This is a genomic window from Patescibacteria group bacterium, from assembly GCA_041665365.1.
Classification (GTDB): Bacteria; Patescibacteriota; Patescibacteriia; order UBA9570; family UBA9570; genus UBA9570.
In genome coordinates, this window is sequence record JBAYIY010000011.1 from 22,340 (window position 1) to 43,833 (window position 21,494).

The 21,494-nt window shown below is 41.9% G+C and carries 23 protein-coding genes and 3 tRNA genes; 9 read left to right on the top strand and 17 right to left on the bottom strand.

Annotation, left to right across the window (positions count from 1 at the left end):
- Window positions 1-17: 17 nt before the first annotated feature.
- The 4 genes from WCV88_05235 to WCV88_05250 are packed head-to-tail and all read right to left on the bottom strand — an operon-like array spanning window position 18 to window position 4,340.
- Complete coding sequence (locus WCV88_05235; GenBank protein MFA6475571.1) at window positions 18-827, bottom strand: thrombospondin type 3 repeat-containing protein; 810 nt, start codon at window positions 825-827, stop codon at window positions 18-20.
- A gap of 8 nt (window positions 828-835) precedes the next feature.
- Window positions 836-1,615, bottom strand: a complete 780-nt coding sequence (gene rsmA / locus WCV88_05240) for a 16S rRNA (adenine(1518)-N(6)/adenine(1519)-N(6))-dimethyltransferase RsmA (GenBank protein MFA6475572.1) — start codon at window positions 1,613-1,615, stop codon at window positions 836-838.
- Window positions 1,612-2,118 (bottom strand): Sua5/YciO/YrdC/YwlC family protein, encoded by a 507-nt coding sequence (locus tag WCV88_05245; protein MFA6475573.1) that lies wholly within the window; start codon window positions 2,116-2,118, stop codon window positions 1,612-1,614. Before WCV88_05245 ends, rsmA begins: the two co-directional genes overlap by 4 nt.
- Window positions 2,115-4,340: a class I tRNA ligase family protein gene (locus WCV88_05250; protein MFA6475574.1), complete on the bottom strand. Its 2,226-nt coding sequence runs from the start codon at window positions 4,338-4,340 to the stop codon at window positions 2,115-2,117. The genes WCV88_05245 and WCV88_05250 overlap by 4 nt, the downstream gene beginning before the upstream one ends.
- A gap of 160 nt (window positions 4,341-4,500) precedes the next feature.
- Between WCV88_05250 and WCV88_05255 the strand changes: the two genes are divergently transcribed.
- A complete protein-coding gene (locus WCV88_05255; protein MFA6475575.1) occupies window positions 4,501-5,769 on the top strand; it encodes a M23 family metallopeptidase in 1,269 nt (422 codons plus the stop codon).
- A gap of 88 nt (window positions 5,770-5,857) precedes the next feature.
- On the opposite strand, the gene WCV88_05260 is transcribed toward WCV88_05255, so the two are convergent.
- Window positions 5,858-6,238: a response regulator gene (locus WCV88_05260; GenBank protein ID MFA6475576.1), complete on the bottom strand. Its 381-nt coding sequence runs from the start codon at window positions 6,236-6,238 to the stop codon at window positions 5,858-5,860.
- Window positions 6,239-6,309: 71 nt separating this feature from the next.
- On the opposite strand from WCV88_05260, the gene rsmI reads away from it, so the two are divergent.
- On the top strand, window positions 6,310-6,987 hold the full coding sequence (gene rsmI / locus WCV88_05265) for a 16S rRNA (cytidine(1402)-2'-O)-methyltransferase (GenBank protein MFA6475577.1): 678 nt from the start codon (window positions 6,310-6,312) through the stop codon (window positions 6,985-6,987).
- On the opposite strand, the gene WCV88_05270 is transcribed toward rsmI, so the two are convergent.
- The 9 genes from WCV88_05270 to WCV88_05310 all read right to left on the bottom strand — a co-directional run bounded on the left by WCV88_05270 (window position 6,929) and on the right by WCV88_05310 (window position 13,965).
- A complete protein-coding gene (locus WCV88_05270) occupies window positions 6,929-8,461 on the bottom strand; it encodes a YifB family Mg chelatase-like AAA ATPase (GenBank protein MFA6475578.1) in 1,533 nt (510 codons plus the stop codon). The two genes, rsmI and WCV88_05270, sit on opposite strands and share 59 nt — an antisense overlap.
- Before the next feature lie 30 nt (window positions 8,462-8,491).
- Window positions 8,492-8,827: an RNHCP domain-containing protein gene (locus WCV88_05275; protein MFA6475579.1), complete on the bottom strand. Its 336-nt coding sequence runs from the start codon at window positions 8,825-8,827 to the stop codon at window positions 8,492-8,494.
- Window positions 8,784-9,248, bottom strand: a complete 465-nt coding sequence (locus WCV88_05280; GenBank protein ID MFA6475580.1) for a signal peptidase II — start codon at window positions 9,246-9,248, stop codon at window positions 8,784-8,786. Before WCV88_05280 ends, WCV88_05275 begins: the two co-directional genes overlap by 44 nt.
- A complete protein-coding gene (locus WCV88_05285) occupies window positions 9,238-9,618 on the bottom strand; it encodes a hypothetical protein (protein MFA6475581.1) in 381 nt (126 codons plus the stop codon). The genes WCV88_05280 and WCV88_05285 overlap by 11 nt, the downstream gene beginning before the upstream one ends.
- A 7-nt stretch (window positions 9,619-9,625) precedes the next feature.
- Window positions 9,626-9,868 carry a hypothetical protein gene (locus WCV88_05290; GenBank protein MFA6475582.1) on the bottom strand — a complete coding sequence of 81 codons (243 nt, stop codon included), beginning with the start codon at window positions 9,866-9,868 and terminating at the stop codon, window positions 9,626-9,628.
- 511 nt (window positions 9,869-10,379) lie between these two features.
- Window positions 10,380-10,931, bottom strand: coding sequence for a guanylate kinase (gene gmk, locus WCV88_05295; protein MFA6475583.1), 552 nt, complete (start codon window positions 10,929-10,931; stop codon window positions 10,380-10,382).
- A 2-nt stretch (window positions 10,932-10,933) separates the two neighbouring features.
- The gene (locus WCV88_05300) at window positions 10,934-13,063 is read right to left on the bottom strand and encodes a polyribonucleotide nucleotidyltransferase (protein ID MFA6475584.1); all 2,130 of its coding nucleotides are present in this window, start codon (window positions 13,061-13,063) and stop codon (window positions 10,934-10,936) included.
- An 11-nt stretch (window positions 13,064-13,074) separates the two neighbouring features.
- A complete protein-coding gene (rpsO, locus tag WCV88_05305) occupies window positions 13,075-13,347 on the bottom strand; it encodes a 30S ribosomal protein S15 (protein MFA6475585.1) in 273 nt (90 codons plus the stop codon).
- A gap of 99 nt (window positions 13,348-13,446) precedes the next feature.
- On the bottom strand, window positions 13,447-13,965 hold the full coding sequence (locus WCV88_05310) for an NYN domain-containing protein (protein ID MFA6475586.1): 519 nt from the start codon (window positions 13,963-13,965) through the stop codon (window positions 13,447-13,449).
- A gap of 16 nt (window positions 13,966-13,981) precedes the next feature.
- Here WCV88_05310 and xerA point away from each other — a divergent pair, with 16 nt between their 5' ends.
- The gene (gene xerA / locus WCV88_05315; GenBank protein ID MFA6475587.1) at window positions 13,982-14,947 is read left to right on the top strand and encodes a site-specific tyrosine recombinase/integron integrase; all 966 of its coding nucleotides are present in this window, start codon (window positions 13,982-13,984) and stop codon (window positions 14,945-14,947) included.
- A gap of 5 nt (window positions 14,948-14,952) precedes the next feature.
- Here the strand turns inward: xerA and WCV88_05320 are convergent, their stop codons facing one another.
- Window positions 14,953-16,686 carry a cellulase family glycosylhydrolase gene (locus WCV88_05320; GenBank protein MFA6475588.1) on the bottom strand — a complete coding sequence of 578 codons (1,734 nt, stop codon included), beginning with the start codon at window positions 16,684-16,686 and terminating at the stop codon, window positions 14,953-14,955.
- A 4-nt stretch (window positions 16,687-16,690) separates the two neighbouring features.
- Window positions 16,691-18,109, bottom strand: a complete 1,419-nt coding sequence (locus tag WCV88_05325; protein MFA6475589.1) for an HD domain-containing protein — start codon at window positions 18,107-18,109, stop codon at window positions 16,691-16,693.
- A 23-nt stretch (window positions 18,110-18,132) separates the two neighbouring features.
- Here WCV88_05325 and WCV88_05330 point away from each other — a divergent pair.
- The 6 genes from WCV88_05330 (at window position 18,133) to WCV88_05355 (ending at window position 20,272) form a co-directional block, all read left to right on the top strand.
- A tRNA-Arg gene (locus tag WCV88_05330) sits at window positions 18,133-18,204 on the top strand.
- 18 nt (window positions 18,205-18,222) lie between these two features.
- Complete coding sequence (locus WCV88_05335) at window positions 18,223-18,807, top strand: MFS transporter (GenBank protein ID MFA6475590.1); 585 nt, start codon at window positions 18,223-18,225, stop codon at window positions 18,805-18,807.
- Between the two features lie 9 nt (window positions 18,808-18,816).
- Window positions 18,817-19,584, top strand: coding sequence for a hypothetical protein (locus WCV88_05340; GenBank protein MFA6475591.1), 768 nt, complete (start codon window positions 18,817-18,819; stop codon window positions 19,582-19,584).
- Window positions 19,585-19,614: 30 nt separating this feature from the next.
- Window positions 19,615-19,688: transfer RNA gene (locus tag WCV88_05345), tRNA-Met, on the top strand.
- A gap of 84 nt (window positions 19,689-19,772) precedes the next feature.
- The gene (locus tag WCV88_05350; GenBank protein ID MFA6475592.1) at window positions 19,773-20,126 is read left to right on the top strand and encodes a four helix bundle protein; all 354 of its coding nucleotides are present in this window, start codon (window positions 19,773-19,775) and stop codon (window positions 20,124-20,126) included.
- Window positions 20,127-20,200: 74 nt separating this feature from the next.
- Window positions 20,201-20,272 (top strand) — tRNA-His (locus tag WCV88_05355).
- Between the two features lie 207 nt (window positions 20,273-20,479).
- Here the strand turns inward: WCV88_05355 and WCV88_05360 are convergent.
- Window positions 20,480-21,494 (bottom strand): reverse transcriptase/maturase family protein (locus WCV88_05360; protein ID MFA6475593.1); only part of this gene is annotated, 1,015 nt, incomplete at its 5' end.

Here is a 21,494-nt window from a genome sequence, read left to right on the forward strand (position 1 = left end):
GGTAGAATCTCAGCATACTAATTGGTTGTTGTATTAGTTTCGGCCGCCGCTTGGGTTAATGCATCCTGATATACTTGCATTAAAGTTGCATCGTCTAATTTATCCACATCACTAGCCGACATACCGGATTGAACCAATAGCGTGCGCACGGCATCGGGTGATAATTTTTGTAGATCACTAAATGTTTGCGCCGCACTGGCACTATTAGTATTGGAATTTTCAGGCAATAAACCGGCGTATGGATCACCCGCATTTGTATTGCTATTTCCAGCATTTGTATTGATAGTACTTTGTGAAACACTTTTATAGACATCAACTAAATCGGCATCACTGACTTGATCCAGAACAGATTTATCAATGCCCAGCGCCTCTAACTGTTGCCGTAGTTTCTTTGGATCATCCGTGGCTAAACCAGTAATATCAGGAGCAGATGTGTTGGTGTTTGTAGTGGCAGTATTTGTATTGGCAGTAGCTGAATTGAAACAGACCTTGCCGGCAGCACAGGTTGGATCGGTGCCGACGGTTATTTCCTGACTGTCAGAAATACCATCAGAATCAGTATCCGCCAGATAAGCACTAGTGTTATAGGTATACTCTTCGTCAAAATCATTAATACTATCACTATCACTATCCAATAATTTTTTCTCAGCTAAAGCCTGTAAATTCTTCTGTGATTCAGTTATTACCGGGCCTGGAGTAGGATCTAAACTAAACAAAGTAGAACTAACAGTGTTTAGCCGCGAATAAATTGATAGTATCCCGCCCATGATAGCCACAAATGCGATAATAATATAACCCCAAAAAAATCCTTTATTTTCTCGATCCACGGGTGAAATTATACAATGAATTTATCTAGTCTGTCAACTAAAACTAACCATTGCTCTAAGCTTAACTCTTGCGCTCGAGCGGTTTCAGTTAAACTAAGTTCTTGGAAGGCGCTAATGATGGCCTCTTTGGGGATTTTTATGTTTACTAAGTTAGCGCGCAACAACTTCCGTTTCTGAGCAAAACCCGCTTTGATCAGACGAAAGAAACCACTTTCATTAGGCAAGGCGTGTTGACGAATATTTTCAAGACTAATAATAGCACTATCTACCTGTGGCCTTGGTCGGAAAGAATCCGGTTTAACTCTGGTGATAAATCTAGGCTGAGACAAGGCTTGCACAGATAAACCAAGAATACTTAAATCGCCCGGTTTAGCCACGATGCGCTCGGCTACTTCATATTGAATCAACAAGCCCATGTGTTTGGGATAGGGTTGAGTGGTTAAAAACTTTCTCAAAACTATACCGGTAATTTCATACGGTAGATTACTAGCCAGGCTGTAATTACCATCGGTCAAACCTAAAGCCATTAAATCAACCTTGAGAATGTCACTATATCTCACAGTTAAGTTTTTATATTTGGTTTGCAAAGAATCCAGATCTGGTTTGAAGGCTTGGTCGATTTCAATCGCTATCACCCGATCAGCCATTTTAACTAATTCTTTGGTTAAAACACCTCTACCTGGTCCAATTTCTAAAATTGTCTCGTGCGAACCATACTCAGCGACAATATCCACCATGGTTCGTAACACCTTTTTGTCGACTAGAAAATGCTGGCCAAATTTTGTCATATAAGTTTTACTGCCCCTTGACGATGAATCACATAACCACCGCGAAAACATTCAACCACGGTGCTGGGTGGACGCTGCGGTAATGGCCCAACATCAATTATGGAATCATCTGGTAAAAAATCATCTGGTAAAGACGCGATTAATCGCGTCTTTACCAGATGATTTTTCAAATCAAACACCGGTGGCTGACCGGATACATTCAAACTGGTTGCGATCAGTGGTACCGGTAGATCCATCGGCACAGCCATCACCCGCACCGCAAATTTTTTTGAAACCACAATCGATAAGGCTCCTGGCCAATATTTAAGGGCTAATTGTTCCATCTGAGAAGTGAACTTAAAATGCTTTTTAACTTGTTCCAGTGACGCCGCCACTACGGTAAAACGATCATCGGTTCGACCTTTTAACTGCATAATCTTTTTTATAGAAACTGTATCATTATACCGGCAACCAATGGCATAAGACGATTCGGTTGGAAAAATAAAGATCTTACCTGATGTCATTTTACAACAATACTCACCAACTTATTCGGTACATAGATTAGTTTCACAATTTGCTTACCGGCTAAATATTTTTTAATCTTGTCAGTGTTTTGCGCTAATTGTTTTACATCAACCTCACTACTATTAGTTGCAACTATGATGGTATCACGTAACTTTCCATTAACTTGAATAGCCAAATTAACCGTATCGCTAATAATTTTATTGGCATCAAAACTTGGCCAAACCTCATGATCGAGCTCAGTGTCATGACCTAATTCTTTCCATAAATCTTGCGTGGTAAATGGCGCAAACGGATGCAACAACAAAATAAATTTCTCAATGGCTGATTTATCCCAATTATTTTCCCCCAGAAAATCTTTGGCATTTAAAAAAGTCATCATGGTACTAATGGCAGTGTTGAAATGAAAATGCACAATATCTTCAGAGACTTTTTTTACTGTGAAGTGAATTAAATTAGAAGACTCATTATTAGTTGGTAAAGCTTTATTATCTTGAATAACTTTTTTCACTCGATTTAAAAATCTTGACATACCTTCAATACTTTTGGTATTCCACGGTTTACCATCGGCAAATGGACCCATAAACATTTCATATAAACGTAGGGTATCGGCTCCATATTGGTTAACAATATCATCCGGATTTATCACATTTCCCCTGGATTTGCTCATCTTTTGGTTGTCTTCACCCAAAATCATGCCTTGATTACGCAACGCCTGAAATGGTTCACGCCCAACACTGGTTGGAATAAAACCAAAATCTTGTAAGGCTTTATGAAAGAACCGGGCATAAAGTAAATGCAACACAGCATGTTCAGCCCCACCCACATACAGATCAACCGGTAACCAGTGCGCTAAAGTTTCTGGAGCCGCAAATTGTTTATCATTATGTGGATCACAATATCTTAAATAATACCACGATGAACAAACAAAGGTGTCCATCGTATCAACTTCAAAATGCCAGCCGGTGCCATAAAGTTTTTCTGCTAACGCTTTATAACTGGCTGAAGTACCAATTGGTGAAGTACCCTTCGGTAAATAATCCACATCAGTCGGTAACACTAACGGTAGGTGTTCTATTTTCACCGGATGCGGTTTACCCTCCGGGTCATACACTATTGGTATCGGCGCACCCCAATAACGTTGCCGTGAAATTAACCAATCCCGTAATTTATAATTAGTTTTTCTCGTACCACCAGCCTGTTCGGTTAATGCCCACTTGTCAGCCTCGTTAACTGGCAGATCAATAACTGGTAAATGATATATCGCCGCAAATTCTTTATCACGTTCATCATGCGCTGGTACTGCCATAACAGCACCGGTTCCATATGTAGCCAAAACATAATCAGCAATCCAAATGGGAATCTCTTTACCAGTTAATGGATGTACAACGTAACTGCCCGTAAAAACACCAGTTTTTTCTTTATTTAAACTGGTTCGTTCAAGATCATTTTTTGTTCCAGTTATTTTTAAATAGTCCTCAACTAGTTTTTTATTATCTGATGTTGTAAGAGTATTAACTAAAGAATGTTCTGGAGCTAACACCACATACGTGACCCCATATAATGTGTCTGGTCTGGTTGTGTAAACCTTAATTCCTAATTCTTCATTCTTTATTCTAAACTCTATTTCCGCTCCTTCACTTTTACCAATCCAATTTTTCTGCATTAACTTAATTGGTTCTGGCCAATCGATGGTTTCCAAATCATTCAATAACTGCTCGGCATAATTAGTGGTTTTAAAGAACCATTGGGCTAAATCTTTTTGAATAACCGGATCTTGACTGCGTTCACATTTACCATCAACTACCTGTTCGTTGGCCAACACTGTTTGACAGCCATTACACCAGTTAACTCTGGCTTTTTTTCGATAAGCTAAGCCGTGTTCATACATTTGCAAAAACATCCATTGCGTCCATTTATAGTATTCCGGCGATGAAGTGTCGATTTCGCGCTCCCAATCGTAGCTTAAACCTAAAGATTGGATTTGTCGTTTAAAGGTTTTAATATTTTCATGGGTGGAGACATCTGGATGCACACCAGTTTTAATGGCGTAGTTTTCCGCCGGTAAACCAAAGGCGTCCCAACCCATGGGGTGCAATACCTCCATACCATGCATGCGTTGATAGCGCGAGACAATGTCTGTGGCCGTATAGCCTTCGGGGTGACCCACGTGCAAACCCTGCGCCGACGGGTAGGGAAACATGTCTAAACAGTAGTATTTCATGGGCGCATTGTACTGGATAATCGGCTTGACAGCAAGGCGCTAAAATGGTAGTCTGTGCGGCGTGTCACTTAGCTTACGTCGCATACTGGTTCTAAGTCTGATACAGCTATTTAAGCTGAGTAAAGCGTTACTCAATAGCTTAAGCTGGTTACTCATAGTTGTGTTAGAACCATTCTATATTGCCTTGCGTTGGTTACTCCGTCCGCTGATCATCTTCAGCTATACCCAATATTTAAAACTAGTGGCTCGCCTCAAACGCTCCGCCTTCATGCAGAATAAAATTCTGTTCATTTTTGGTAACCGCTATTTTATTCATGTCATGGTGGTTCTATTATCTTTTTTTGTCGCCAGTACCAATATTTTACAGGCTCAGGAAATTAAAAGTGCCGATGTTTTTGCCCAGGATTCAGCCTTGTATCAGATAGTCAACCCGGGCGATGGTATGGAGCGAGATATTACTGAGAGTGGTTTAATTCCACCGGATAGTACCGGTTCGTATATTTCCAATAGTGGTTTAATGGTCGCTACCATTCCAAATTTAGACCCCGAGGCCGCTAGCCCACGGAATGTTGGTGATCAACTCAGTTTATTAGATAATGGTTCGGCTTTAGTCGGCACTAATACGGCCGAAACCAGTGTTGGCGTACGGGCTGGCATTATTGAGTATAAAGTGAAAGATGGTGACACGATTGGTGAAATTTCTGATCGCTTTGGCATTTCTGTATCTACTTTGCTGTGGGCCAATAGCCTGACTAGTTCTAGTTATATTCGACCGGGTAATACCTTAAAAATTCCTCCAGCTTCGGGTGTTATTTACACAGTAAAAGATGGTGATACTTTGGATAAAATCATTGCCACGTATAAAGGTAATTTGGATGAAACCATTAAAGTTAATGACATCGGTACCGATCATCTCGTCGCGGTTGGTACACAACTGATTGTGGTTGATGGAACACCACCTCCCCCACCACCACCTCCGGCGTCTAGTTATATTGCTAGCCGTTATTCGGATAATTCTGGACCAAGTTATCAATCATCTGACTTGCCAAACTATGTCACAGCTGGTCAATTTAATTGGCCGGTCGGTTGCCATGGTGCCATGACAACCTACTGGGGACATCCTAATCGTGCGCGCGATTTCCCTTGTCCAATCGGTACACCAATTTATGCTTCAACTGAAGGTACGGTGCGCATTAACTCGACTGGCCAATGGGGTGGCGGTTATGGTAATTCGCTTGATATTTACGGACCAAATGGGATAAAAACTCGTTATGCCCATATGAGTGCATTTGCCGTCAGTGGTGGCCAATATGTCTCACGTGGCCAAGTAATTGGCTATGTTGGCATGACCGGCCGCACCACTGGGCCACACCTTCATTTTGAAATCAACATCAACGGCGTCAATTACGACCCAATTAGTTTCTTTTAACAAAAACAACAGTAGAGACATGCCATGGCATGTCTCTACTGTTGTTTTTGTCCCTACTGATTGTTAATTGTGTTTACGGGTTATAAATTTATTTCAAAACCTCTTTGATTTTGGCCACAATTTCGCCGGTGGTAAAATTGGCTTTGACCAAATAATCAACGGCCCCGAGTTGTAATCCACGCTCAACCTTACTTTCTTGACCAAAATTCGACAGAATAATTACCGGAATGGCTTTTAACGCCGCATCGGCACCATTTTTCAGCTTTTCTAAAACCTCAAAACCATCCATACCTGGCAGCATGATGTCTAACAGAATAATATCTGGCCGAAATTCTGAGGCTTTTTTGACACCAGTTTCACCGTCTCCGGCTAAAGCGATGCTAAAACCTTCTTTATCTAACTTAGTAGAGATTAATTCACTGAGGAATTTGTCGTCTTCAACAATGAGTACTTTGGTTTGTTCTGGCATAGAATGGTTTGCTTAAAATATGTATCAGTTATATTGTGTGTGCAGTATAAGAATATTTACCAAATTTGTAAATGGGTACCCTATATATCGTCGCCACTCCGATCGGAAATCTTGAAGATATCACCTTACGTGCGCTGCGTGTTTTAGCTGAGGTAACATTGATTTTATGTGAAGATACCCGCACCAGCAGCACTCTTTTACAGCATTATAAAATCACTACACCAACTAAATCATACCATCAACACTCAAGTATTACTGTTGCCAGAAACATTCTGGCCCACTTAGCCGCTGGGCATGATCTGGCTTTAATCAGTGATGCTGGCACACCGGGTATTTCTGATCCTGGTACCAGATTGGTGGCTCAAGTGGTGGCGGCCGGACACACGGTGGTACCAATCCCTGGAGCAAGTGCTTTAATTTGCACCCTTCAAGCCGCGGGGGTAGATACCAGTTCGTTTAATTTTCTCGGTTTTATACCTCATAAAAAAGGCCGACAAACCCTAATCACAGAGATCATTAATAGTAAACAAACTGTAGTATTTTATGAATCAATTCACCGTTTAAATAAAACCATTCAAGCTTTATCTCAAAGTAAAAAATACATCGTGGTAGGGCGTGAATTAACCAAAACCTTTGAAGAGTTTATTAGAGGTGATGCTGCCACAGTAGCCCAACAGATTGCTCATCATCCTACGTTGAAGGGTGAGTGTGTTGTAGTGGTGGCCGACGGTACTGCAGCGCCTCGCTAACATGTGACACACCAATATCTGGGCTATCCGCGATATCAGCAATGGTGCGCGCTAACCGAATAATGTGATGAAAACTGCGTGGTGATAAATGCATTACCTGCATGGCTTGGCGCAGCATGATCACTGATTCTTCATTGATGGGGCAATACTTCTCCAGAGCAGCATGTGGAATATACGCATTCGCAATTATGTTTGTTTGTCGAAAACGATGTTGTTGTCTTTGGGTGGCTAACAAAACTGCGGCTTGTAAAGTATCGGCTGTATCCATAGGCTGATGACCAACTAAGGTATCAAAGGCTAAACGTGGTACATAACAAAATATATCCATCCGATCCAAAAATGGGCCAGATAATTTTTTGTGATATTTTTGAATTTGCACCGGTGTACAACGACAATCTTGCTCTGGGTCACCGTAAAATCCACATGGACATGGATTTAAACTACCAATAAATAGAGGTGCCGCCGGATAGGTAATCACTTGCTCAACCCGCGCCACTGTGACTTGCTGCTCTTCTAATGGTTGACGCAAGGCCTCCAAAACTGCCCGCGGAAACTCTGGTAATTCATCAAAAAACAACACCCCATGATGGGACAAAGATATTTCACCAGGCCGTGGCACTCGCCCGCCACCAATAATCGAAGCGGCTGACGCTGTGTGATGTGGTTGTCGAAATGGTCTATCAGCAATGTAGGGTTGTTGAGCAGATAACAAACCGGCCACACTGTACAATCGTGTTACCTCTAACATCTCATTTACTGTCAGCGGTGGCAGTAAATGCCGTAAAGCTTTGGCAAGAATAGTCTTGCCAGACCCAGGCGGACCGTACAACAAAGTATTGTGTCGACCAGCCGCCGCCACCGCTAAAGCTCTTTTTATTACGGCATGCCCTTTTATAGCCGACAATTCTGCCACAGATTGTTTTGAAACCGCCTTTGGTATTTGGTATGGTTGAATTGGTAATAATGTTTTGCCCGCACAATGCTCGGTCACAGCCAATAAAGTGGGCGCTGAGTAAATAGTGATATTTGGTACCAAAGCAGCCTCGGCAGCATTGGCTTGTGGCACTACCACGGCTTTATAGCCGAGTTGTTTCGCTAGCAACGTCATAGATAACGCTCCGGCCACAGGCAAGACCGTGCCATCTAGACCAAGTTCGCCTAAACATAAGGGAATGTCCCCCACTGGTTTAATAGCGTGGCTGGCAATGGCAATACCTAAGGCCATGGGTAAATCAAACCCGGCGCCTTCTTTGCGCCGATCACCGGGTGCTAAATGCACTGTAATGCGTATATCCGGAAAGGTTAAATGAGATTGCTTCATGGCTGAACGCACGCGCTCACGGGCTTCTTGAATAGCCGCATCGGGCAAGCCAACAATCGTATAACTGGGAAAACCAGCCGAAACGTCAACTTGAACATCAACTAAGATGGAATCGTAGCCTACCGTGCAGGCTGATGGTATGGATGCAAACATAAAACGCTCCCTCACCGAGGCAGCGCTTTTCTATTGAGCAGTGTAGCCGATTGCTAGCTGTTTGGCAAGAGCCGCTAATTTTTCCATATTGTCCCCTACTTGCACACGATTATTACGGTGTTGGCCGCATAATTCACACTGTTGGGTGATTACCCACCGTTTATTACTGAAAAAAACATGCACCGGTGGCATTAAACCACCACAAGTAGCCGCGCGATCACCGGGTTGTTCATCGACATGTTTGGAAGTAAAACATTCCGGACAGTGATTAGTGTAACCAGACCCTTTTACTTTAGCGCCACAACGCGCACAGACAAAATCTTCAATTTTGCGTTGAAATTGTTTGGTGTTTTGACCTGTCTTCATGCCATAAAATAATCATCCATATTAAAATACCCGTGACAATATACATATCAGCTATATTGAATACGCTGCCAAACCAGGTCGTGATAAAATCAATCACCCCTCCATACAACATTCTATCTAATAAATTGCTCAAGGCACCGGCCAACACTATCCCTACCAGCATAGTTTCAACATAGCGCTGTTCCAACCATAATTGCACTAACTTACGTGATAGAATTAAAAAAACCAGCGTAACCGCTGTATAGTACAATACTGGGAATAAGGGTAAACTCAATGCCATTTGATCGTTGAGATGATAGTGCAACCACAGCTTACCTGGAATAATATCCCATTGTCTCTCAGCATTGTTTAACATGTAGCCTTTTGTGAGACGATCACAAAAAAATAACACTACACCTAACCAGGGTAACTTACTTTTCATGACTCGGCGGCAAAACAGTTTCGGCTGCTGGATTGGCTCGTAAACGTTCGAGCGAAATATCTTCTCCAGTTTTTATATCTTTACCATAAGTACCATCGGACATACGCTGTAAGGCGGCTTCACAGCGATGTAATTCACGTTCCAATTCGCTAGTCACGGCTACATTAACCTCATAATTCTCTACTTCATCTGGGCTATCCGACCCTTCATCAAGATAATTATCATCACCAAAATTTTCGAATTTAGCAGCATATTCACCCGGCACATGATCACCTTTATCCGGATTTGATACAGTTAATAACTCTTTTTTTACCTCACTAATACGTTCTTCTATACGTTTACGAAATTCGTCTAATTGAGCTTTGTCCATATAAATGTTAATTATTTTGGTCTTTTGTAGGTTGACTTTGCCCAGCCTCAGCTTCAGCTCCCGCTTTGCGCTCCCCATCTTGCCACGCCCGAATATCGGCCAGCGCTTCAATAATATCATTAGCTCTGGCTTCTACGCCAGCATCGGTATCTTGAGGAGTTGTTTCGGGATTTAATTTTTGTTCTTGACCAGCCATATATTTGGAAATAATGAAGGGGTGTCCCCCCACAAGCAACCCAAAGGGTTGCATAAATATGGTACGGACACCCCTGGATACCTACGATTGCCGACCTTGTCTCGGCTCCCTTAAGAAGACGAAGCAAAGGATTTCCGCAAGAGGTATTGAGTGTTGCCGTACCTACGTGGGCCATGTAGGTTAGCCCCTATTGCTAGGGTTCTCTAATACGTCGCTGCCTCCGGCATCCTCCGAAGAGAATATAATTGGAGCTGGCGAAACGTACCTTTTATTTTTGTTTTGGTAGCCCGATCATACCAGAGAAACGATTATCACACATACTACTTATAAAGTAATTGGTGAAACAATCATTTCCCTGCTATTTTCTTCTACGCAGTACGGCTGGATTTTTATGTTAATGTACACCTTCTATTACAACTGTGAATAAATTGTACCACAGAAAATAACTCGGGTCAACTAAACGCTATAAAAGTTGCTAATACTAGCTAATTTGACTGTGGAAAACAACCAAAAGTTATCCACAAAACGACCTATTCACACTGTGTATAACTCTGTGAGTAAACAATTATTTGTGGATAATGTTGTAAACCTCTTCAGCTGCCTCAGTCAGTTTACCCTCCTCATTGACGACTAAATAGTCCCAATCTAGGAGGTTTTCCAACTCACGCTGGGCTGTAGCTAAACGTTGTTTTATGACAGTAGGAGTGTCAGTTTCACGATTGATTAGTCTTTTCTCGAGATATTCATATGATGGCGGCATGATGAAGATAGTTTTTGCCTCTGGCATCAATTTTTTATAAGATCGAGCCCCTTGCGGATCTACTTTCACAATCACCATTTCATTGGCCGATAGAACCTTATCTACTTCTTGTTTAGTACAACCATATAAATTTCCATAAACTTCTGCCCATTCGACCATCTTGTCTTCATCGACCAGTTTTTGGAACGATTCACGTGTTAGGAAATAATATGGGTTACCTTCAGATTCTGTCACACGCATAGTCCGTGTGCTAGTTGTTGTCACTTGGCCAAACTTTAAACCACGCTCTTTCACAGCATTAATCACTGAATCTTTCCCTGCACCAGATGGCCCTGTGACGATATACAACTTGCCCATATTTACAATAAGGCTTTACGGGATAAACTAATGCGTCCTTTTTCTCTGTTTATTTCAACCACTTTAACGCGCACTTTATCGCCTTCTTTGAGAATATCGCTCACTTTTTCCACGCGAGTATTATCAATTTGAGAAATATGCACCATACCATCTTGATTTGGTGTTAATTGTACAATCGCCCCAATTTCCTTACCAGAATTGCGATCAGCCACTATTTTTACGACTGTTCCCAAGTAAATTTCACCAACTTCAATCCGTTTGGTAATAGCTGTAACGAGCAACTTAGCTTGCTCCATGGCAGCTTGATCGACAGCGGTTATAAAGACGGTACCATCCTCTTCAATATCGATTTGCACACCAGTTTTTTCAATAATTCCATTAATAACTTTACCACCCGGACCAATTAATTCACCAATTTGATCTTTTTGAATCTTAATGGTTTCGATTCTTGGTGCGTATGGTGATAATTCTTTACGTGGCTCTGCAATGATTTGTTTCATTTGTTCAAGTAATTGTAAACGAGCGGCTTTGGCTCGCACCAACACTTCTTCCACCATCTTCATGCTTAAACCATCAAACTTGATATCTAACTGAATAGCGGTAATACCTTGTTCGGTTCCGGCAACTTTGAAATCCATGGAGCGATCGTAATCTTCAACATCTTGGATATCGGTGATGATTTTGTAATTGTCTTTACCTTCACCCTGAAAGGCTACACCGATAGCAATACCAGCAACCGCAGCGGTAATTGGAACACCAGCATCCATTAAAGCTAAAGATGAACCACAGATAGAACCTTGAGACGATGAACCATTGGAAGATAACACTTCAGAAATAACCCGCATAGTGTAAGGAAAGCTCTCTTTACTGGGTAAAACCGCCAATAATGCCTTCTCGGCTAAAGCTCCATGACCAATTTCACGGCGACCTGGCCCACGCATTGGCCCGGCTTCTCCAACTGAAAATGGCGGGAAATTGTAATGGTGAAAATAGCGATGTTTTTCATTACGGCGCATGGTATCTAATAATTGCTCATTACCCGGTGAACTTAATGTGGTAATAGACAACACCTGGGTGTCACCCCGTTGAAACACACCTGAACCATGAACACGTGGTAGTAAACCCACTCCAACTGAAATGGGTCGAATCTCATCTAAACCACGATCATCTACCCGTTTACCTTCAGCAAAGATACGCCGAATCATTTCGGTAGCAAACAGATGGTCAAACGCTTTTGTGGCATAACCAATTTTTTCTGTCTCTTCTGGACTAAACTTAGCTTTCAATTCAGCTAGAGCTTTATCCATGCGCTGATGTCTTTCACGTTTATTGCCCTGACCAAACAAAGTTGCCACGATATTAGTGAAATGCTCTTGGGCTATCTTCTCGGCCTCAGTTTTTTGAGTTGTTTGTTCAGGAGTGAATACAACTTCTGGTAAAGTAATTTTGGGTTTGCCTAACTCGGTTTGAATCTGTTGTAAGAGTTTAATTACCGGTTGAATTTGTTCTAAACCAAAGGCAATGGCGGATTGTGTAATAGCTTCGTCTGCTTGTCGACCATCAGCTTCTAACATCACTACAGACATATCTCGACCAGCCACAAAGACATTCAAATCTGAGTTATTTAACGCTTCTTGATTGGGATTTAATATAAATTGACCGTCTTTGGCGGCTACCACGCAACCGGCTAATGGGCCATGCCATTGAATATTTGACACCATTAAAGAGGCGGCGGCACCGATTAAACCAGCCACATCAGGATCAGAGGCGGGATCATACGCTAATACGGTCACCATGACCTGAATGTCATTACGGAAAGCATCGTTAAATAATGGTCGAATGGAACGATCGATGATACGACCGGACAGCACTGACTCTTCAGATGGACGACCCTCACGTTTAATAAAACGCGATCCGGAAATCTTACCGGCCGCGGACAGGCTCTCCCGATACTCCACCATGAGTGGGAAATAACTAACATCGCGTTTATTATCCGACATGACGGCAGTGACTAAAACTACGGTATCGCCATAACGCACTGTACAAGCCCCGTTGGCCTGAGCGGCAAACCGGTTGAATTCAATAGTTAATGGTCGATCACCCCAGGTTATATTATATGTCTTGATATCCATAGGGTAAAATATTAAATGTTATCTTTGAGTTTCAAGGCGGTAGTTAGTTTTTCGTACCCCGACTTGTTTTCTTTCTTTAAATAACGCATCAAACGACGGCGTTGACCAATTTTCTTCAACAAACCACGGCGCGAGGAAAAATCTTTCTTATGCGCTTTAAGATGTTCACTTAAATCGATGATTTCGTGTGATAACAAGGCAATCTGCACTTGCGGAGACCCGGTATCACCTTTTTTAGTGGCATATTTTGTGATTATGCCGTCTTTTTGCTCTTTAGTAAGCATATAAATACAACTTAGCTTAGCGGCAGCCAAGATAGGGTTTAAACCCACTCCGAGTCTACCGACACCAATTAAATATTGGCTGAGATTACCAAACCGACTCTACTTCGTCAAGCGACGGGGTTTTTTAAGCAAAACACTATCAGCATGCTCAGATAAATCGACAAAGCGTTCAGCCTCCGCGCGCAGCAAACTGGACGATGATTGGCCAAAAGCGATAACTTCGGCGCGACAACCCAATGATTTCACATGTTTCAATAAATCCGCAAAATCTCCATCGCCTGATACTAACACGACAACATCTAACTTACTGGCCATACGCATTATATCCATAGCGATGCCAACATCCCAATCACCTTTTTTGTTACCACCAAAAAATACCTGTAATTCTTTAGCTTTTATTTCTAAACCCCGTTTTTGCAGTGATTCAAAAAAAGGCTGTTCTAGTTTGTTGTCGGCCTTAATGACATAAGCAAAGGCTCTAATTAAAGTGCGCTCAACCACGGCTAATTCTAAGACTTTTCCAAAATCAACCTTGGCACCATACAGCGCCTTAGCTGAGTAATACATGTTTTGCACGTCTACGAAAACGCCGACGCGCTGGGCAGATAATGAAATCATGGCTATAGTATATCATATGTCAGACAACCAGGTGAATAAATTGATCACAGATTTTCTAGAATACCTAGAAATCGAAAAAAACCGCTCACAAGCTACCATTAAGAATTATGATTTTTATTTACGCCGGTTTGTCGCCCTCACTAAAGTAACTTCTCCGGCTAACATTACCAATGATCTAGTGCGATCATATCGCTTACAACTAAACCGACTACCTAATAAAGAACCTGATCAAGTATTAAAGAAAAAAACCCAAAACTATCACATGATCGCTTTGCGCGCTTTTTTAAAGTATCTGGCTAAACGTGATATTAAAACTTTAGTGGCCGAAAAGATTGAGCTAGCCAAACAAGAAGATCGCCAAGTGGAATGGCTGGAAGGATCTGAATTGGATGAATTATTGGAAGCACCCATGAGACCAATGACTGTTGTAGAGACACGCCATGGCGTGTCTCTACAACAGTCATTGGTTAAATTACGAGATAAAGCCATTTTGGAGTTGTTGTTTTCGACAGGGCTGCGGGTATCGGAATTGGCGAAACTGAAAATCGCTGATGTGAATTTGAAACGTGATGAATTTTCAGTACGCGGTAAGGGTAGTAAAATTCGTGTGGTGTTTTTGTCTAACCAAGCTAAATATTGGCTCCAACAATACTTAACCAAACGGCGTGATGTGTCACCGTATATGTTCGTGGCGCATGATCGGGCAAAATCCGGCCGCGAAGAACATGACGCCGCACCATTAACCTCACGCTCGATTGAAAGATTGGTAGAAAAATATGCCAAACTAGCCGGCATTATGAAAAAAATTACGCCCCATACGTTGCGCCATAGTTTCGCTACGGATTTATTAAGAAACGGCGCCGATATTCGATCAGTGCAAAGTATGTTGGGTCACGCTTCAATTACCACCACGCAAATATATACACATATTACTGACCAGAGATTAAAAGAAATCTACCAGAAATTCCACAAACCTGCGTAGAGTATCTATTTCGTCTGCAAAAACGTGACACTGTGACGAGCTTGTAAACTGAAATTCCCATCACCGGATAAATAATTTTTGTCTGTCTGCTTCCAAACATGAGCCGTAACTTTACCCACCCCAGCTAATAATATCCGCACGGTTTTTTCCTGCGCCGCACTCCAATAAGCATATATATCTTTTTTGCCTTGATGCCACTGGTATTGATAGACCTGAGAATATTTAGATGAAACCAAATCATCAAATTGCACCGTGCCGGTTTCTTGTAAGCCATCAGTATCATCTAACACAAATGAATCAAACCGTAAGGGTTGATCTAACTTGCCATCATGATTACCATTCCACCAACTAGTTGGTTGTTCTAACTGCACGTTATAGTACAACCACTCTTTTGGTAAATAACCCAAATTATACTGAAACGTTTCACCTTTACTATCTACCACCCGCATCCGCAGTAGAGTTGAATTATTATCACCCTTGGCTTTGAATTGGAGAACGCGTGTATCGGTGGGTAAAGTTTTATGTAGAGAAATTGGTGCATAACAATTGGTGTCAGCCGTAAACGTATACCGCACAGACATATATCCATTAAGATGGTCATTAAGACTACCGGTGGTACACACTGTGCCAGAAAATTCCCACCCTAACCCGGTTGAGAAATTATCGACCATTTGCGCTTGAGGCAATGTCTGACTTTTCAACCATTTACCGGTTAGTTGTTGACTAACAAATTGATAAGCACTAACCGCTTGTTTTGGAGACCAGTCATCCTCATATAATCCAAACTGAGCATCATTGATTGATTCATCCGATGAAGTATCGGCCAGTGTATACCAAAACACTTTCTGCACATCTGGTATGGCTAAGGCCATGGTGTAGAGACGGGTCAGATACTCAGCCTGTGTCTGTTTATTAACTCCATCATTACCGGTAGTCCAACCAACTTCGGTTAACCATAATGGTGTTTTACTTAAACCATAACGATTCATGACCGCTTTGATGTTATAGAGATCAGTGGGTAATGTATTTAAACCACTGGCTTGTTGCTCCGGACTGTAATTAAAATTACTCCCCGACATGCGATACGGGTGAACCGCGACAGCCGCTACAGCAGTTGGATCATTTAACCCATCTAATACAGTGTTGAGAAAAGTATAATCTGACCCAGATAAACCACCGAGCACAATTTTGGCATCTGGATTACCTTCATGAATGGCCGTTATAGCAGCATCAACCAAATCGATATAGTCGGCTTCATTGCCCTTCCAAAAACCAGCGTAGTTAGGTTCATTCCATATTTCCCAATACGTTACACTGCCAGCATAATGAGCGGTCACAGTTTTTACGTAATCACTCCACGCCGTCAAATTTGGTGGATACATTTCATAATCGATTGCACCCGGATTAGCCGATGCCCAGGAGCTACTATAAGTTAACAAGCCTAACATTTTAATATCATGAGTTTGATAGGCAGTTACTACGCGATCATAAGATGTGAAGTTATAATCGTCATCACTTGGTTCGATCACATCCCAGTTAAACTGCTCTCGCCCCCACGTAGCACCAGTATCAGCGGCGGCCGTTAGAACATCATTCCAGTCACTTTCATTATGTCTCTGCCGTAAATGTATGTTCACACCAAAGGCTTGATCGGAAACAATACCGGTTTTGGCAAAAAGCACCGTTGGTATCATGATACCAGCGACCATGATTCCCAATAGATATTTTGTGTGTGACATAATTTTATCCTTTATAGGCATTAAGATCCGCTAAGGCTTCACGATATGTCTTCATAATAGCACGCGCTTCCTGTTCTGACACCTTATTAAGCTCAATCGCTAGGATACTGGCTCGGTCAGTTAAATACTCTTTAGTATTTCTCTTTGGATCATCCATTACTTCATCTAACAAACGATGGAGTAATACTCCCACACGCGCGCCGGGTTTCCACCCAAACTGAACCATAGCATCGTTTCCATCATAAGCTAGCATGCTCGTTGAAGTGGGGTCTTTTTGCACATACTCAATCCGTTTTTCCAGTTCTACTAACTTCAATGGTTTGTCTTTATACACACCCGAACCCATGCGATCGGCGATGCGCACGGCCATTAAATCAGTGAGGTGTTCAAGCCCTACCCGGCGGACTAAGCGCCGCACACCAGCATCGGTGATTTCGCCCATGTTGTAATAAAACATATGATGCTTCACTAGATGCACCACTTTATTTATATCGTCATTAGCAAACGCCAACCGCTTCATAATTTGACGGGTCAGTTTGGCACCGACATGTTCATGTTGATAAAACGTCGCCTCTTTGCCAGTACCTTGTTTCACTTGGGGTTTACCAACATCGTGTAATAAAGCCGCCAACCGCACGCGCCAATCATCTGACGGGCAAAATTGTAAAGCGAAAATATTATGAGCAAACACCGTATAGATATGATGTAAATTTTGTTGCACACCGACACCGGTTTCCAATTCAGGTATTATTAAAGGTAACAAACCGGTGGTGTGTAATAACCAGACGGCTTTGAGGGCATCTTCGGTGAGTAACATTTTAACCAACTCATCTCTGATTCTTTCAGCTGACACATGTTGGATTAAATTTTTTTCTGTGTTGATGGCTTGATAGGTATCAGGCTCAATTTTAAAACGTAACTGCGCCGAAAACCGAATGGCACGCAACATGCGTAAAGCATCTTCTTGAAACCGCGTGTTAGCTTGACCAACCGCTCGTATTACACCATTGGTCAAATCAGTTTGTCCGTTAAACAAATCAATAATCTCAGTACCATTGTAGGCGAGCGCATTAATGGTAAAATCACGGCGCGCTAAATCTTCCTGCAGTGTCACTCCAAACTTAACCTGATCGGGATGACGATGATCTGAATATCCCCCATCACTTCTATAGGTAGTTACTTCTACTTCAGTTTGTCCACTACGCACAGTAACAGTACCGAAGGTGTTTAAATACAACGATTTTGGGAAAACTTGCTGAATTTGTTCCGGCAAAGCATTAGTGGTGATATCCCAATCTTTGGGTTCTAATTGCAATAATTGATCACGCAAACAACCACCCACCACATAGCCTTCGTAACCAGCTTGCTGTAAGGTGTTTAAGACCAGTTGTATATCATCGGGCAACTTGATAGGATATGACATAGCCATTGCACCATACCACTCTAGCTCTTGTAGTTCAATGGATAGAACACCAGCCTTCTAAGCTGGTTATACAGGTTCGATTCCTGTCGAGAGCACAAAAATCAATCAACTATATGAACAAAATAAAAGGCATAAGTTCAAACATCAAAGCCCATATTATAGCCGATGGTTTTTATTATGCCGGTTATAGTGTGGTTAACACATTTTTATCTTTATTGATTACATCAAAAGTTGCTCCCGGCCGGTTGGATATTGTTGGCTATGCTATTTCTTATTACATGTTAATTCGCGCCCTAGCGAAGATTCCCCTCAGCCGATTAACTGCACCATTATCAGCGACTGCTAAAAGAAACCTGGTTGGTTATGGCTATATTTTTTACGGCATGTTTATTTTTTTGCTCGGTTATTCCACCAATATTTGGCAAATCTTCGCCATCCAAACGGTGGTTGGTCTACTAGATGCTTTAACCTACCCCATTAAATGGTCAATCTTTGCTCATATTGTCGACAAGGGTCGAGAAGAATACGAGTGGGGTTTAGAAGACATTGCCTCAACGTCACTGCCGGCTATTTTTATTGCTGTGGCTGGGATTGTTTCATCACAATTTGGTTTGGAAAATGTCTTCTTACTGTTTGCAGTTTTGTTGATTGTCAGTGGGCTGACTTTCTTCTCTATAAAACAAACTAATCAACTTTAACTATTCATCATGGCTATTACTATTATCAATGACTGCCGCGACGCCAATGCCATTGGCCGACAAATAACCAGACTCTCCGCTCTAACAAACCAGGCTGTATCTTTTGTTGGAGTTCATAATGATTTAGAAGCTGCCGGAAATTTAATAGATGTAGTTGATGCCTTTGGTGATAACCCTGGCATGATTTTAGTAAACGTTGCACCAAGAAATGGCCCCGGAAAAAAATGGGAAAATGGTACCCCATTTGGATATTTCCGTTACAATAAAATTTTAATTTTAGCCAGTATTGATGGTTATACTTTATCGCTGGCTAAGAAATATGAGCTAACAAAAACCATCACCGTGCTTGAAGCATCAGATACTTGGGATAAATTAATCGCTGATGGTTTGCTCCCAATTGAATTAAAAGATGCCATGATCCGAACACAGTTTAGAAGTTATGATTTTTTACCCCGTGTCGCCGCTTATTTAGATCGCCATCATGATTTACCCGGCACAGAACTGCAGATGTCCGATGTACCGGATGCTCCAGCGGTAGTGTGGTGGGTGGATTGTTTCGGAAATTGTAAAACCACCGTCTGGCATGATGAAGCCGCCACCCTAAATGATTTGCCTTATCACCCCCGTTTAAAAGACGTTCCAGACAAAACTGCCGCCGTTGTGCTGGGTAGTTCTGGTATAAGTAAAAAAAGATTTTTAGAGATCGTTGTGCAAGGTGGTAGTGCCGCCCAAACATTTAATCTAGCGTCCGGCAGTCCATTGCAAAAAGCAGTCTGATTTGTTAGAATATTCCCGCTCTTTAGATATGGCAGGGTAGCTCAGTTGGTTAGAGCGTGGGACTCATAAGCCCGAGGTCGAGGGTTCGAATCCCTCTCCTGCTACGGGAGTTGTTGGAACTGTTCGAGGTGTTCGAGCTGTTGGAAGTGTTAATGAAGTGATCGTACATTTACAATTAATGATTTACTATGAGATACAAATTCGAAGATTTGGAAGTCTGGCAATTAAGCTTAAAACTAATTGGATCGGTTTATAAAATAGCAAAAGATTTTCCAGACAATGAACGTTTTGGCTTAACATCACAAATAAAACGAGCTGCAACATCTATTAATCTCAATATAGCAGAAGGTAGTGGTAGAAGTACTAAAAAGGATTTTGCATCTTTTGTAAGAAATTCTATCGGTTCTACACGTGAAGTTATTGCCTGTTTAAGGATTGCCGAACAAGAAAAATTTCTTCATACTGATAGTACAACTTATGAAGATACAATTCAGGCATTATATTTTAAACTAATTGCCCTGGATAAATCTTTACGAAGTTAGAAGTGCTCAATATGTTCGAACTGTTGAAATAATTCCAACAACTCTAACAGTTCAAACAACTCGAGCATTTCATGGTGGTCGTGGCGCAGTGGTAGCGCAGCGGTTTGTGGTACCGTTGGTCGCGGGTTCGAATCCCGTCGATCACCCCCTTTCTGCCGAAGATATGGTTTGCAATTAAGCTGATTGGTTGCGAATCATATCTGACGGCTCTCTGAGAAAAATACAAATTAGCTGGGTAATTCCCAGCTTTTTTGTTTTTAGCCCTTCGCCGCCAGTAATACTTACATAAGTATGCACGATTAGGCAGGTCACTCAACTACTTTCCAACCATAGCTTGGTAAAAATTGAAGAGTTTATATCTCGTCTTTCTCACGTAGTAACCAGTAAGCATTATCCAGCTCTTGCGCTACTTTGAACGTATTTCCATGTTGCAGCATCCCCTTGTACGATTGCATCGTCGGTTCCGTTGGGTGTGCGCGTAAGCGTCGATACATACGCTGTTTTGTTTTTGTGCGTAGTACCTTGTGATGTGGGAAATACACCCACCCTAAAAAATCAACACCCGCAGCCAACGTTTGAATTTTTACCTTCGTAGGATGCAGCTGCAGGGAAAGCTGTTCACATAAAAACTGCTCCATCAGTGGAATTTGAGCTTGCAGCCATGGGCGACTGTCCGACAGCACCACAAAGTCATCAGCGTACCGAATATACTGTTTTATTTTCAAATAATGCTTGGCGAATTGATCAAATTCGTTCATATAGACATTCACCAACAGCTGAGAGGTAAGGTTGCCAAGTGGCAGGCCAATGGGCATCCCTCCAATCTCAAAACTGTGAATCACATTCTCTAACAACCATAGTATCTGTTTATCGTCTATTCGCTTGATCAAAATATCTAACAGTCTAGCCTGATCAATACTAGCAAAAAACTTACGAATATCCCCTTTTAGCACCCAACAAGTACGGGTATTGTTGCGACTGACCTGATTGGCCATTTTCCGAAAACGCTCGCCAGCTTTTTGCGTGCCTTTGCCAAGACGGCAGGAATACGAATCTGCAACAAAAATACGATCAAAAAATGGATACAGTTGACGATAGATGGCATGATGCAGTAACCTATCCCGAACTGAAGCTTTGTGAATATCTCTTGGTTTTGGGTCAGATATTTTGAAACCATAATAGCCACCATGTTTATAGGCTTGAGTTGCGAGATCACTCTGCAGATCATGGATGTTGGTCATCAAATTTCTGGCAAACAACTGTACGTCTGGCTTATGCCTTTTCCCCCGAGCAAACTCTTGCCAAGCCAGCAGTAAATTCTCCACAGAGATAACATCACTATACTTTTTATCAAACTGGATGCTCATA